This is a genomic window from Litoribacter populi (genome assembly GCF_007483685.1).
GTDB lineage: Bacteria > Bacteroidota > Bacteroidia > Cytophagales > Cyclobacteriaceae > Litoribacter > Litoribacter populi.
The window spans coordinates 2297296-2314183 of the sequence record NZ_VMKN01000001.1 but is presented as its reverse complement, the minus strand read 5'-3'; the positions used below and the strand labels follow the sequence as shown (position 1 = coordinate 2314183).

Here is a 16888-nt window from a genome sequence, read left to right as displayed (position 1 = left end):
AAATTAGTCTTCAACATTAGCTTTTAAAACTCCCACAGTACGGTTGGATTTCTTGAAATATTCATTTGCCACCCGCTTGATATCCTCTTGGGTTACCTTTTCATATTCTTGTGGGGCATCAAACATTTTCCTGAAATCTCCAAAAAACAGTTCGTAGGTCCCGATGTTGTTGGATTTTCCATTGATGGTTTCAATCTGGCCGTAAAAATCCATCAACTTTTGGTTTTTGGTCTTCTGTAATTCGTCCTCTCGGATGCCTTCGGATTTTATTTTTTCTATTTCTTCGAAAATAGCTTTTTCGAGATCTAATTCTTCCACGCCACTCGCTGACACCGCATATATTTGAAACAGGTTTGGATCAAAGCTTTCTCCCATATTAGTAAAGACTGATGTGGCCAATTGCTTTTCGTCCACCAAAGCGGAATATAGACGGGAAGTGTTTCCTCTAGATAAAATGGAGGAAAGAATGTCAAGTGCATAATAATCCTCATGCTGGGCCTCTGGGGTATGGTAGCCTATAAGCATGTATGGACTGCTTACCTCCTTTTGGACCGTAATTCTCCTCTCCCCTGTTTGCGGTGGCTCTACCAAATGCACCGGCTTTGGCTGTCTGGTAGATGGGATGGGCTCCATATATTCCTGAGCTAACCTTTTGACCTCATCATATTGTACATCCCCAGATACTACAACCACACAATTGCTCGGGTCATAATAGGTATTGAAGTATTCCTCCAAGTCTTCCTTTTTCCAGTTTTTAATATCCGACTCGTAACCGATAACGGACCAATTATAGGGATGCTCTAGAAAGGCAGTGGAATTTACAGCTTCACCAAGGACTCTCCAGGGCGAATTTTCCAAACCAGTACTTCTTTCTGAAAGGACCACTCCCCTCTCGCTTTCCACCATGGCAGAATCAATACTCAAACTACCAATACGGTCTGCCTCCAAGTCAAATATCACTTCCATAGAAGAGGAAGGAAACCAGTTGGTATAGACAGTGACGTCTTGTGTAGTATAGGCATTATTGGCCCCACCGTTGTATTCCATCACCCGGTCAAATTCCTTTGGCCCATATTTTTCCGCTCCATTGAACATCATGTGTTCAAAGAAGTGGCTAAGCCCAGTGATGCCGGGATGCTCATTGCGGGAGCCCACCTTATAAAATAGATACATGTTGGCATTTGGGATAGATCCATCCTCGATGACCAAAAACTTCATCCCATTATCCAGGGTGAAGGTCTGCACGTCATCAGCTTTCATCTGCCCAAAGACGGGCACGCTGAGACAGACACAAAGAATGCTTAATAGCTTTTTCATCAGTTTTTTCTTAAAAACACATTATTCCGATGAAATTTAGCGATTTTTAGGTTAAAAAGCTTTGCTGTGGGGGAAATTAATGGCCTTCCTCCTATTTGTCCTCAGAAGACCCAAGGTACAAAAGGTAGATTTTACGCTACTTGGAGATACAAATCCCCATAGTTAGGAAAACATCTCTTTTCACTGCACCATGATTTCTGTAGGTCTTATACATGGCTTTGCTATGCCTTTTCCCATAGAGGACTCGAAGAGGAGTCATACTGGAGGCGAATTGGTGGCATAGTAGAAGTAAGGTCAAAGTAGCTTAAAGGAAGGTACAACGTTTCTGGTTTTTATCGCATACCTACCTAAGGCTAGCAAGAGGGTGGATCAGGACCTGAAATGTGGAGAAGCTGTAAATGAAACAAGCTGCCTTTAGGAAAAGCAGCTTGTCGTGGTAGGTTAGTTGGTTATTATGAGGTAAATCTTAATTTGTGCCTCGGGTTCCGACTCTTATTGGAGTGGAAGAGTACCCCGAGGGCTTAAGGTCTTATATATTTGAGTTTCTTTTCGTTTCGTAATTCGAGATATCATTAGTAAGAATAGTGCCATAAATAATTATCCATATCTTTTTTTATATTATTCTAAGCTTTAACCTAGTATTTTGAATATATTTAATATTGAATATATGGTTGATTTATTATTTTACAGCCCTATTTTAAGGCTATACTTGGATGTTTTCCAAAGCAAAAATTATATTGTACAGAATTTTTTATCGAAATTAGCAGAATTACTTTTTGAAGGTTTTCCTTACACAACTTGGCTTTAATAAGGTGCAGAGCAACTTCCAGCCTGGGTATTCATTTCTCAATCTAGGGATATTTGGGTAAGAACTCCCCTAAATTAAAGACTTGTTCCAAGGAAAATCGTATTAAGGGGGATTTATGTTGAACCTAATAGCTCTTATTTTAAACAAGATGATTTTATTGAATATTAGCCCTATTCTACACTTTGTACCCTCAAATTATACTTTTACCTGATTTTTGGGGACTTTAATCAAAAAAAATCTTTACTTTGCGGTTAATCCCGTTTTAACCTATTGAATTAAGGGTATAGACATCATCCTTTAGACTTACACATAATGTTACAAGCCTATCAGAAAGTGTTCAAAGAGTCATTGGTTCCTACAGCGATATTTGATGTTGATGCTCCCACGTTCACGATTTTGGACGTGAACAAAGCTTACACAGAGGTCGTCAAATCTACCTTTGACAAAATTGTAGGAAAGAGTGTCTTCGAAGCTTTTCCCGATTTGGGAGAAGGTGAAAACCACGGCAGTAGTGATCTTTTGAATGCTCTGCAAGAGACCATTGCCTCAAAAGAAACCTTTAAAATGCCCGTCCTCAAGTATGATGTAATCAACCAGAAAACGGGACATCGCGAAGAAAAATACTGGGAACTTAGCTCCTCTCCTATGATAGATGATTCTGGAAATGTGAATAATATCCTTATTCAAATTAATGACATTACCACAGACATTCAAGGACTTATGGGGAGTAAGTCAGGGTCTTTATTTGAAGAGATTGATTTTAAATTTAAAAATATATTCGACCTTTCCTCTGCGGGTATTGCATTACTGGACTTAGAAGGCTATTGGATGGAGGTGAATCCCAAAATCTCCGAAATGTTCGGCTATAGCCGTTGGGAGCTTCTTAAAATGAATTTCCGCGAAATGGCCCATCCGGCTGATTTAGATGCTTGCTTGCAAAGCTTTGAACAATTGGTCGAAGGGGAAACCGATTCATTTAAATCCGAAAAAAGGTTTTACCATCGGGATGGTAAAGTAATATGGGTTTTTACCAGTGTAGCCTTAGTACGGAAAAGTAGTGGTGAACCCTATTATTTTGTCGCCCACTTTCTGGACATTACCGAGAAAAAAGAAGTCGAACTTGCTCTCCTAGAAAGCGAGCAAAGACACCAGTCTTTGATCACACATAATCCAGACGCAGTATTTTCATTTGATTTGGAAGGACGGTTTACCAGTGTTAACGAGAACACCTGCAAATTGGTCGAGGCAACGGAAGAGGAGATAATTGGTAATTTGTTTTTACCCTACATTCCATTTGAAGATAAAAGAAGGGTGTATGAAAATTTTTTGAAAGCAACCGAAGGCGAGACCGTCACCTATATTTGTGGCGCCACCACTTCTACCGGAAAGGAAAGAATAACGCAAGTCACCAACATACCCATATTTTCTCAGGATAAAATTGTAGGTGTTTACGGTATCACAAAAGACATTACAGACAAAGTATTGGCAGAGAGGCAAATCATAGCGGCCAAAGACCAATACGAACAGTTAATATCAACGGTGGATGAAATAGTATGGGAATCTGATGACAACTTGAAGTTTCATTTTGTCAGTCCCCAAACGACAAAGATTTTGGGATACAGTCCTCAAGACTGGTATTCAAATGACAATTTTCTGATGGATCATCTCCACCCTGAGGATAAATTGAGGATTTGGAAGGAATTTCTCAATGGTATGGAGAAAGGAGCCAATTTCAGTTTCGAATTTAGGATGATTGATTCTAAAGAAAACACGGTTTGGCTGAGAACCAATGTGGCTGTAATTCGCCAAAGGAAAAAAACCTTGCTCCGTGGTGTTCTGTCTGACGTCTCTGAGGCTCGAAAGGCTATTAAAGCTTTGGAAATCAATGAGGCTAAATTGACAAAAATCATTGATAGGTCTGTAGATGTCATCTGCACCATCGATGGTGAAGGGACATTTGTTGACATCAATCCTGCCTGTGAGGATATGTGGGGCTATAAGCCGGAGGAAATGAGAGGCAAAAAAATTTATGACTTCATCTATGAGGAAGACCTTGCTAAAACCCATGCCATAGCAGAGGCCATTGTAAACGGTAAAAGTGTCAAGACTTTTGAAAACCGATACGTACATAAAAATGGCTCTTTAGTAGACAATATCTGGTCGTCAAGTTATGACCAAAAGGATAATTTGATGTTCTCTGTTGCCAGGGACATCACCGAAAAAAAAGCCGTGGAAATGCAGCTGCACCGCAGCGAACAACGCTTCAAAAACCTAGTACAAAATGGTGCTGATATTGTTGGCATCATAAACGACCAAGGTATTTTTCAATATGTGAGTCCCAATACAGAAATCATCACTGGCTTTAAAAGTGAAGAAATTGTAGGGGTCAATGGGTTTGACTTTGTCCATCCTGATGACATTGAGAAAGTATCCAATTTTGATGAAGAATTAGCGGTAACCAACAAGATTTTACTGCCACCCCATAGATTTAGATGTAAAGATGGCTCCTATATATGGGTGGATAGTGTGATCACCAACCACCTCTCCGATCCAGCTATCAACGGCTTGGTCTTCAACAGCCGGGATATCACTTTAAAAATACAAGCTGAGCAGGAATTGCGTAAATCAGAAGAAAGGCACAAGCTATTGTTCCAGTTAAGCCCAATCCCTCAATTTGTATATGATAGTGAAACCCTCCGAATAATTGATGTTAACCAAAAAGCCATCAGTTTTTATGGATATTCATTCGAGGAGTTTACATCCCTATCCGTAAAGGACATTCGGCCAAAAGATGAAGAATCAAAATTTCTTGCCTCATTAGAAAAATTCAAAGGTAAACAATCTAAGGCATTCGGAATTTTTACCCATCTCAAAAAAGACGGAACTCAGGTAAGAATGGAGATCTCCGGCTATGAGGTGGATTTTTATGGAACCAGCAGTGTGATGATTGTGGCCGTAGACGTGACGGCTAGGGAAAAAGCACTTCGTGAAATAAAGAACCAAAAGGAAAAGCTAATCAAAGCTCAGGAAATGGCTAAAATGGGCTATTGGCAAATTGATTTGAAAGACAATTCACTTTATTGGAGTGAGGAAACTTACAAAATCTGGGAGCAATCTGTCGAAAATGTTACCGATGTAGATTGGTTTTATACCACTGTGCATCCGCAGGATTTACATATTATACAAGAGGCTTTTGAGCACTCTATCAATACGGGCAAAGAGCTGGACATAGAATTCAGGATACTTTTTAATGACAACCGCATAAAATGGATTCATGAGCTCGGGCAAATGGTAACCGACAAAAATGGAAAACAGGTTTTCTTTGAGGGAACCGTTCAGGATATTACAGACCGTAAGATTACTAAAGATAAGCTTGCTGAAAGCAACCAACGTTATGAGCTGATCACGCAGGCTACTTCAGAGGCCATTTTCGACTGGGATATGGTCACTGGGGAGGTATATCACGGGCAGGGTTTCGAGAAAATTTTCGGGCTTTCCACTGATACACTTGGCCAATCTAGGGAGGAGTGGAATAAATATATTCATCCCAATGACAAGAAGGAGCTAGACTCTAAATTGGATGATTTTCTGGAAAGCACTGATAAAACTTGGGAACATGAGTGCCGATTTATTGGGGATCAAGGATCTACTTTCCATGTTAATATTAATGCCATTGTAGTTAGAAATAATGAAGGTATTCCCCTGCGTTTGGTAGGCAGTCTCCAAAATATCACTGGCCACAAACAACAGGAAAAGGAAAAACAATTGAAATTTGAATTGGGCCGGGCTTTTACAAAAACAGACTCACCTCAATTGGCTATGGCTAATTGTTTGGAAAAGTTGTTAAAATATGCTGAATTGACATATGGAGAAGTCTGGTTGACTTCTTTTGAAGACTCTAATAAACTTACATTGTTGGCGCATAAGGGAAAATTGAAGGTTGACCCATCCGTTTTCCCAACAATTATGAAAAATAACCAAGGTTTACAAGGTTTTGTATGGGATCACGATAACATCACCTTGATCAATGACTTACCTGAAAGTCAACATTATTATCGTAAAGAGTTTGCCAAGGCAAATAAACTGAAAGCTGCAGTAGCTTACCCAATTAATTCGCTTGGAAAAAGCCTAGCTGTCCTTGTACTGTATTCTAAAAATAAGATTAAGAGTTTGGATGAACTGAACTCAATCAGCCCATCCACTTTAGAACAATTGGCCAGTGATATATACCGCAAGTTAGCCGAAACTGAATTAAATCTCTTCTTTGACTTGTCCAAGGATATACTGGCAATTGCCGGATATGATGGGTATGTTAAAAAAGTTAACAACGCAATCTATTCCATCATCGGGTATACTCCGGAAGAGATGATGGAAATGCCTTTTGAAAGTTTGATTCATCCCGAAGATTTGGATAAAACTAGAGAGTTTATATTACAAACAAAGCAAAATAAATCCTTAGCCCACTTTGAGAACAGGTATAAGCATAAAAAAGGACATTCAGTCTGGCTATCGTGGACAGTGAGTCCTTACGAACAGGAAAACGTGATGTTTTGCGTAGCTAAGGACATTACCGAGAGTAAAAAGAAAGAAATGGAACTAAAGGAAAGTTCCGAGCGGGTTTTCAATATCTTGGACAGTATTCAAGATGCCTTCTATGCATTGGATAAGGATTTCAAAGTGACCTATTTCAATGACGAAGCAGAAAGAATGCTAGGTAAGAAAAAAGAAAATGTCATTGGGAAGTCGCTATGGGAGGAATTTCCAGAAGCCAAAAGTCAAGACCTTAAATTTTATAGCGAATATAAAAAGGTAATGGACACCCAAAAACCCTCAAACTTTCTAGAATATTATGCCCCCTTACGGGGCTGGTATGACCTTACCGCCTACCCTTCTGAAAATGGCATTTCGGTTTATTTCAAAAACGTAACCGATAAAATTAAGAAAGACGAGGAAATTGAGCGTTCCAGAAAAAGAGTAAACCAAATCCTTGAAAGTATTCAAGATGCTTTCTTTGCTGTGGAAAAAGATTGGACAGTGACTTATTGGAATAGAGAAGCCGAAAAACTTCTTGGTCTTGGTAGAGATAAAGTTATAGGAAACAATTTGTGGGAAGTCTTCCCTGATGCCGTTGAGCTACAGTTTTATCCCAAATACCATGAAGCCATGGAATCAAACACTAAAGTTACATTTACAGAATATTTCCCCCCAGTGGACAAATGGTTTGAGGTAACTGCCTATCCGGCCGAATCAGGGCTATCTGTATACTTTAAGGATTATACAAAAAATAAGAATATGGAATTGGAATTACAGCGATTTAAGGAGGCGTATATTAAAAATCCTGAGGATTTCAGCATGTCCGATTCTTCATCAAAATAATGGTTTAATTTTTGCCCCCTGAAATTAACGATCCATTTATATGCCGTGATGAAATTCAGAATATTCCCTATTAAAGCTTGGCTCAAAGGCCAGGCTTTTGTGTTATATTATTAAAAGAAGGCTTTTAGCCCAAATTTACCTATTTTGGCTAAATTGCCACATAACCTAACCTTACTAAGGCTTTTATAAGCTATGGATAAGATATACTCTCAGATTTTCCAGCATGTATCTACACCTGCTGCCATTTGTCTAGCTGATGACCCAATTTTCACCATTCTTGATGCTAATCCCTCCTACCTTTTAGCAGTTAAAGCTGAGATCGGAGATTTGGTTGGAAAAAGTATTTTTAAAGCTTTCCCAGACATTGGAGAGGATAAGAATGTGGGTGGCGGCTCTACTCAGCTTTATTCTGCTTTGAAGAAAGTAATTGATACTAATAGTGAGGTTAAATTGCCTATTATCCGATATGACATCACAGATCCCAAATCGGGAGAACCAATTGAAACTTATTGGGAAAGCGTATATGTACCTCTTTTTGACAACACAGGTGGGGTCTCTAGGATTTTAGCTAAAATTGAAAATGTAACTGAACACGTCAAGTCCGTAGTCTCCCCACCCACTACTTCATCCCTTTTAGATGAAGTAGACCTTAAATTCAAAAATATTTTTGACCTTGCTTCCGAAGGCATTGCTTTGGTAGACCTAGACTTAAACTGGAAAGAGGTAAACCCAAAAGCCTGTAAAATCTTGGAATATAGCCGTTGGGAAATTCTTAAAAAGAACTTCAAGCAAATGATCCCCCCTTCTGATTTTGATGAATTAGAGGCAGGGCTCAAAGAGGATGTGGATAATTATAAATCCGAAATCAGGTTCTACAGCAAGCAAGGGGAAATAGTTTGGACATTTGTCAGCATGAACCTTGTTCGGAAAAAAGATGGGGAGCCTTTTCATTATGTAGCTCATCTGCTTGACATCACAGAAAAAAAGGAAATTGAACTGGCCCTGCAAGAAAGTGAACAGCGCTATCAATCCCTTTTCTTGAATAATCCTGATGCTGTATTTGCATTCGATATGGATGGCCGTTTTGTCTCAGCAAATGAGGCAACACTTAACCTAAGTGAATCAAAAATGGAGAGCCTTATTGGATCCTATTTCCTTCCTTTTATCCCTTTTGATGATAAGCGAAGGGTTTACGAAAATTTTCTGCAGGCTTCCATGGGAAACCCCATCACCTACAATACCGGGCTAGTTTCTGCAAAAGGAACGGAACGTACTTTGACAGTAACTAATATGCCTATCAAAACTGGTGGAAAAATAATTGGGGTATTCGGCATTGCCAAGGATGTCACTCAGAAGGTCAAGGCAGAACAAATTGTTCAAAAAACTAAAGATCAGTACGAGCAACTTATTTCCACCATTGACGGTATTGTGTGGGAAGCTAATGAAAACCTCAAAACCATTTTCATTTCCCCTCAGTCTCAAAAGATATTAGGATTTAAACCTGATCAATGGTATAGAAATGAAAATTTCTGGATGGAGAGAATACATCCTGATGATCATCAAACCTTCTGGATGCAATTTTTGGAAGGAATGGATAAAGGGTCAAACTTTACCTTTGAATACCGGATGATAGGATCCTCAGGCCAAACGGTTTGGTTCAGAAACCAAGTCACCGTAATCAAAAGACCTGGTAGAGCCACCGTACTAAGAGGCGTGATGACAGACATCACAGCGGGTAAAATAACCGCCCAGGAACTGGAAGCACAGCAGGGAAAACTTTCCAAAATCATGGAAAGATCCCTAGATGTCATTTGCACGATAGATGAAGATGCGAAATTCGTTGATTTGAGCGATGCGTGTGAGAGGGTCTGGGGATATAGTAAGGATGAACTAGCGGGGACTTCCTTTTATAACTATTTGCACCCTGATGACTATGATAATACAGTAAGGGCTACCGGTCAGATTCTTTTAGGTGAAGACCTTAAATCCCACGAAAACCGGTATATTCATAAAGATGGACATGAGGTTCCAATGATATGGTCTGCACACTATGACCCGGAAACCAGACTTATTTATTCGGTGGCTAGTGATATAACGGTCCGAAAAGCTGCAGAAATCAAAATGCAACTGAATGAGAGAAGATACCGTAACCTAGTCCAAAACGGGGTCGATATCATCGGCATCGCCAGCCAAGATGCAAAATTCATCTACATAAGTGATAATGTGGAAAAAGTCACTGGGTATAAACCCGAAGACCTTATAGGTAAAAGCGGGGATGAACTGATCCATCCAGAGGACAAGCACATCCTAAAGGAGGCTTTACAAAGAATACACACAGAAAAGCAAGTCACCATTCCACCTCACCGCTTCGTTAAGAAGGATGGTAATTTTATTTGGGTGGACACTAGTGCCACCAACCTCTTGGACGATCCAGCCATTGAAGGACTTGTTTTCAATTCCAGAGATATTACCCAAAAAATTGAATCTGAACAAGCCCTTAAGCTTTCCGAAGAAAGGCATCGCCTACTTTTCCATTCAAGTCCCATTCCTCAATGGGTTTTTGAAGAAGAGACCCTAAAATTTCTTGATGTAAACCAAACCGCCATTAATAAATATGGCTATTCGAGAGAAGAATTTCTCTCCATGACTATAAAGGACATCCGGCCAAAGGAAAACGTTAGTAAACTTAATAAAGCTCTGAATGAATATGACCCAAGTAATGGTGTTCACAACTATGGGGTTCATACCCATCTCAAGAAGGACGGAACTCCAATAGAAGTTGAAATAAGTGGGTACGATTTTCATTTTTATGACAAAAAGGGGATAATGATCGTATCAGTGGACGTCACCGAACGGGAAAATGCTCTAAAACGAATTCAAGAACATCAAAAACAATTACTTACCGCCCAAAAAATGGCTCAAATGGGCTATTGGGAAGTTCGCATGGAAGACAACCGCCTTTATTGGAGTGAGGGTGTCTATGAAATTTGCGAAATGGATAAGGATGAAAGAGTCAGCTTAGATTCCTTTTTCTCCACGGTACATTCCTCCGATGTTAATTTTGTAAGAGAAGAAATCAATCATTCTCTTGAAACCGGAAACCCACTTGATATTGAGTACAGGTTGGAACTTCCGCAATTTCGAACCAAATGGGTTCAATCGATTGGAAAAGTCGTAAAAGATGAAAGCGGGAATGCTAGAATCTTCGAAGGGACAGTACAAGATATTACCAATCGAAAGAAAGCTGAAGCTGAACTGGAAGAAAGCAATAGAAGGTATGAATTAGTAACCTATGCTACCTCTGAGGCTATTTATGATTGGAATTTGGAGAAGGAGGATATACTTTTTGGTGAGGGATTTTTAAAAATATTTGGTTATGAGAAGGCTCCTTTCAATAGCCTGGAAGAATGGGGAAAAATGATCCATCCAATGGATCAGAAAGAATCATTACAAAGTATTGCTGCTTTTTTAAGCAGTACAGCATTGCATTGGGAGTGCCGATACAGGTTCAAAAAGGCCCATGGAGAATACGTCATGGTTTTAGACAAAGCCATGGCAATACGGAATCAAAACCAGGAGGTCATCAGGTTGGTGGGCGCCATGGAGGATATATCGAAGCAGACTTCACACGAAGATGAGGACAGGCTACGCATAGGCTCGACAGATATTTTTTCCGAAAACGTTTCCCCTCAAGATGCCTTAAATAAATCTTTGAAAATGCTCTTAGAATTTACCGAGTTGGATTATGGAGAGGTTTGGCTACCTGAAAAGCAAGATGGATCCAAACTTACCTTAATTGGGACGGCCGGAAAATGTGATGCAGGTACAAATCATCAAACCATGGACGCCGACAAGCATGGTTCTCTTCCAGGCAATGTTTGGGATAATAAAAAGATATCTTACTTCAAAGATTTAACTCAAAATCCCTTGTTTCTCAGAAAAACATTTGCCAAAACCAACAACCTAGAAAGTTGCGTTGGATACCCAATGATATTTAAGGATAAGGTCAAAGGTGTAATGTTGCTGTTTTCTCAAAATAAGAATTGGGAAATAGAGAAAACTACACCTATCTATCAGAATATTTTAGACCAGTTGGCGAGAGATTACATCCGTAAAAAGACTGAACATACGCTTAACTTGTTCTTCGATCTTTCTGAAGATATTCTTATTATTTCCGATTTTGAAGGTAGGATCAGGAAAATGAATAAAGCCGCAGAGGAAAAATTTGGCTATTCAGAGGCTGAAATGAAAAAAATCACAATTAAAGAAGCCATCCATCCCGATGATTACGCTGCATCTATGAAAATGATGGAGGCCTGCCTTGCAGGCCATCCTGTTCAACAGTTTATAAACAGAATTCGCACAAAATCCGGAACTACACTTAAACTTTCCTGGACTACCAGTCCAGGGATGGATGAAAGGCTAATGTTCTCAATAGCTAGGGTAATCACACATTTGTAGAATTTAGGAATCAATTTACATCCTCAATTTACATCTATCAACCCCATTTTACTTCAGTATGATTGGGTTGTTTTTGTTTAATATTATGCTAAAATCATTGACAAACTCGCAATTTTTAAAAATAAAACCCTATTTTTTGTAAATAAATGAAATTTGAAATTCCCAACAAATTGGTCTATTTTTGAGAATCAACCTTTTATAAAGGATAATCTAAGTGATATAACCTTTTCAAAATTTTGTTTTATTTCCAGCGTAAAAATTTAATTTTGTTTTTATAATTGACCATATTGTACATTTTTTATTTTAATAACTATACAATTTACAGATGTTTATTCTGATTTATATATTTTAATAAAACTTGATAAGGAATTTTAACCATTTACAAAATTACTTAACAATTCGCTTTTCCCAATATAATTCTATGATAAGGGAATTTATTAGACACTTTACCCCTTATGAACATCAAATAATAGAATAATTATCAGTAATTTACAGCAAATTGAATCACTGGCATAGTATTCAGTTTCCTTAAGTTTATAATTTCGCATTCCTATGGATCTTATTTTTAAGCAAATATTTAATCATGCCGATACCCCATCAGTGGTATTTGATATTGATTCCCCTCAATTTACCATTGTGGATGTCAATGATGCTTACCTTAAAATTGCTTTTGTCTCGCACGAGCAAATAATTGGAAAGACCTTGTTTGAAGCTTTTCCTACATTGGAAAATCAGGAGCAAGGGGCGGAGGATTTACTATTCGCCCTTGAACATACGTTAAATTATAAAGAACATTATAAACTGGCCGTACTTAGGTATGATATTTACAATCATATTTCCGACCAAAAAGAAGAAAAATACTGGGAGTTTTCCAGTCAACCCATTTTGGATGAATCAGGTGAAGTTAAACTTATCCTTGTCAAAGCGTATGACATCACCGACCATATCATCAATCTGATGGCTCCAAAAATCCAATCTACATTATCTGAGGAGATTGACTTTAAATTCAAGAACATATTTGAACTCTCATCGGTCGCCATTGCCTTGCTCAACCTGGACGGTATCTGGGTGGAGATCAATCCAAAGATGACGGACTACCTGGGATATAGCCACTGGGAGTACCTTAACCAAAGATACGCTAAGATTGTCCATCCTGGAGACATCGATGGATTCGAAGCTGGTCTTGACCAACTCCGGTCAGGAAAGAAAACTATATTCAACACGGAAATGAGGTTTTACCATAGAACAGGTAAGACCATTTGGTTTTATGCAAGTATTACACTGATCAAAGACCGCAAATACAAACCCCTTCATTATGTGGCGCACTTTATTGATATCACTGACCGCAAGGAGATCGAACTTGCCTTACTGGAAAGTGAGCAAAGGTATCAGTCACTATTCCATCATAACCCAGACCCTGTTTTTGCCTTCAATCTTGACGGAAAGTTTATCAGTGCCAATGATGCGACCTGTAAATTGATCCAACTTTCTTTGGACGAATTGTTGGGCAACCTGTTCTTGCCTTATATTCCGCTGGAAGACAAACGAAGGGTATTTGACAACTTCCTGCAAGCTTCAGAGGGAAAATCTTTAAGTTACAACACAGGCTTTTTAACCTCTACCGGGGAAGCAAAGACTATGCATGTCACCAACATGCCAATAATTTCGAATGGGAAAATTGTAGGTGTCTATGGTATTGCCAAAGACGTTACCGACAAACTGCAGGCTGAGACTGCCATACTTAAAGCCAAAGATCAATATGAACAGTTGATCTCAACCATAGATGGGATGGTATGGGAATCGGATGAAAATTTAAAAACCATCTACGTTAGCCCCCAAACTAGGGAAATCTTAGGATTTTCTCCGGAGGAATGGTACAATCATGAAAACTTCTGGTTTGAGCACGTCCTGCAAGAGGACCGAAATGCCTTGTGGAAGGCATTTTTAGAAGGTATGGAAACCGGGAAAAACTTCACCTTTGAATCTCGTATGATTGCCGCTAATGGAAATACGGTATGGTTACGTAACAACGTGGCCATAATCAAAAGGAAAGGCCGAACAACGATTCTTCGGGGTGTAATGACCGACATTACCAAGGCCAAAGATGCACAGCAAGCTCTGGAGGGAAATGAGGCCAAGTTGAAAAAAATACTTAACCAATCATTAGATGTTATATGCACAATCAGTCCTGATGGTAACTTTATTGACGTTAGTAATGCCTGCATGAAGGTTTGGGGATACTCTCCCGAAGAGTTGGCAGGTCAACCCTATGAAAATTACTTGTTTGAAAATGATAAGGTTAAAACCGCCCAGGCCGCTTCGGATATACTTTCAGGAGTAGATCTTACTAATTTTGAAAACCGGTATATTCATAAAGATGGTCATTTGATTGATATGGCTTGGTCTGTACATTTCGACTTCGGAGAGAAAATAATGTTTTGCGTAGCCAAGGACGTTACCGAGCGGAAATCGTATGAGGCTGCTTTAAATCAAAGTTTTCACCGATACGAACTGGTGACCCAAGCCACCTCAGATGCCATTTGGGATTGGGATTTAAAAACCGGCCATGTATTCCGAGGTTCTGGTTTTCTCAAAATATTCGGTCATGATCATGCAATTATGGATAACGACACCGCAATATGGAAGAAGCTAATACATCCTAAGGATCAGGAAAGAATAACAGAAAGTATATCCAGATTTTTAGCTAGTGAGGAGACTAATTGGGAAGAAGAATATCGCTATATGAAGGCGGATGGTGACTATGCATATGTCCTAGATAAAGCCATGGCCGTAAGAGATCATAATTATGAACCCCAAAGAATGGTGGGGGCACTAGCAGATGTGACCCAAGATAGATTCTTGGAAAGAGAAGATAAGCTAAGAATAGATTTAGGGGCGGTGTTTCGAAACGAAAATACCCCACATAAGGCTTTGCGCCAGTCCCTGGATGTGATTTTGGAATTTACCGAGTTGACCTATGGAGAAGTATGGTTCAAACCATCCGACAAGGATGAACTCACCCTGTCTGCATTTACCGGTAACATAATCCATTCACCAAGAGATTTTCCAATTAGCTTTGCAAAAGGAGAAGGAATTCATGGAAAGGCGTGGGATAAAAATCAAAAACTTTTCTTTACTGATCTTAAAAACTCTGATGAATTCGAAAGGAAGGAATTTGCCATGGCCAATGAGCTTGAAAGCGCAGTCGTATTCCCTATTGGCTGTAACGGAGAGACCATAGCCATTTATTCCCTATTTGCCCAGGATAAAAACACCTTAATTCGCTCCACTTCACAGATCAGTTTGAGCATATGTGAACAGTTGGCCACAGATTTTGTCTGCAAGAAAGCTGAAAATGACCTCAACCTGTTTTTTGAAATCTCCGGTGACATGCTCTTTATCGCAGGCATGGAGGGGAAATTTAAAAAAGTCAACAAAGCAGCCAAAGATTTGCTTGGCTATTCAGAATCCGAGATGCTCAATTCCTATTTCATGGACTGGGTCCACCCTGAAGACTTAGCCAAGACAAAAGAAGTGTTTAAGGGTATGACAGATGGCGCAACTGTTCAGAAAATTGAAAACCGAATTTTAACCCAAGCTGGTCAATATATTTGGGTTTCTTGGACTTCCACCTCAGTCATTGAGGAAGGTGTGATTTTCTCGGTTGGCCGGGACATAACTGAGCGCAAGGCATATGAAGAACAACTCAAAGCCTCCAAAGATGAGGTGACAGAGACCTTGGATAGTATTCAGGACGCCTTCTATGCTATGGACAAAAACTGGACAGTAACCTACTGGAACAAAGAAGCAGAAAGACTCTTGCATCGAACCAAAGAGGAAATGATCGGTGCTAATCTATGGGAAGAATTCCCTGCCGCTGTGGAGCTCATGTTTTATGATAAGTATAATGAAGTTTTGGAAACCAAAACCCCCGTTTCATTTATAGAATATTTCCATCCCTTAGAAAACTGGTATGAAATGAGCGCCTATCCAAAAGCAGACGGGGTGAGCTGTTTTTTCAAGGAAATCACTCAAAGAGTAGAGCAGGAGAAAGAGTTAGAAAAAGCCCATCAAAAAGTAGGACAAATATTGGAAAGTATCACTGATGCCTTTCTTGCATTGGATCGCAATTGGAATATTACATATTGGAATCAAGAGGCAGAAAGGTTCTTGGGAGTAAAAAGGGATGATGTGATAGGCAAAAGCATTTGGGACTCATTCCCGGAAGCAGTCACGCTTGCCTTTTATGAAAAGTATCACAAAGTTATGAATGAGAGAGTACCGCTAAACTTTGAAGAGTACTTTCCTCCTGTCGAAGGTTGGTTTGATGTGACGGCATATCCTTCTGAAGATGGCATTACTGTGTATTTTAAAAATATTAATGACCGCAAGCGACTCGAGCTGGAGCTATTGCAATTCAAAAAAGTGATTGAAAACTCTAAAGAGGGTGTTGGAATTGTGAATTTTGAGCAGAAAACTCACTACCGCAACCCTGCCCTACTTTCAAAACTTGGCTATTCGAATGAAAATTTTGCTGGGATTGACCGCCCATCCCAATTTTTTAAAGATCCTAAAAAAGCCAAAGAGGTTTTTGATGTGCTTTTGGAAGGAAACTACTATGACGGAGTGGTCACCTTAATCAGAAATGATGGCGAAGAGGAAGAATTTCACTTGAGTGCCGGACCTATACTTGACGAAAAAGAAAGAGTGGTGGCTGTTTTTGGAATCCATTCGGAGATAAAAAAAGAAAACCATATTCTTCAGTAGAATTGCATTTGGATCCCCAGTTTCCAAAAATGTTGCTGATCAAACCGAAATATATTATTTGAAACCAGAATCCCCATGAGTCATACATTATGGGGATTTTTTATTTTGCCTCTTTTTTACAAACTTAGTAATACTGTTTTATAAAATCACCATCTCAGT

The 16888-nt window shown here is 39.3% G+C and carries 4 protein-coding genes; 3 read left to right on the top strand and 1 reads right to left on the bottom strand.

Features of this window, described 5'->3' with window-relative positions:
- Positions 1 to 3: 3 nt before the first annotated feature.
- Positions 4 to 1317 carry a M16 family metallopeptidase gene (locus FPL27_RS10000; RefSeq protein ID WP_143960964.1) on the bottom strand — a complete coding sequence of 438 codons (1314 nt, stop codon included), beginning with the start codon at positions 1315 to 1317 and terminating at the stop codon, positions 4 to 6.
- 1120 nt (positions 1318 to 2437) lie between these two features.
- Between FPL27_RS10000 and FPL27_RS09995 the strand changes: the two genes are divergently transcribed.
- From FPL27_RS09995 to FPL27_RS09985, 3 genes are all read left to right on the top strand, one after another.
- On the top strand, positions 2438 to 7501 hold the full coding sequence (locus tag FPL27_RS09995) for a PAS domain S-box protein (protein ID WP_143960963.1): 5064 nt from the start codon (positions 2438 to 2440) through the stop codon (positions 7499 to 7501).
- Between the two features lie 192 nt (positions 7502 to 7693).
- The gene (locus FPL27_RS09990; protein WP_143960962.1) at positions 7694 to 11962 is read left to right on the top strand and encodes a PAS domain S-box protein; all 4269 of its coding nucleotides are present in this window, start codon (positions 7694 to 7696) and stop codon (positions 11960 to 11962) included.
- A gap of 552 nt (positions 11963 to 12514) precedes the next feature.
- Complete coding sequence (locus tag FPL27_RS09985; RefSeq protein WP_143960961.1) at positions 12515 to 16729, top strand: PAS domain S-box protein; 4215 nt, start codon at positions 12515 to 12517, stop codon at positions 16727 to 16729.
- The last annotated feature ends 159 nt before the right edge of the window (positions 16730 to 16888 follow it).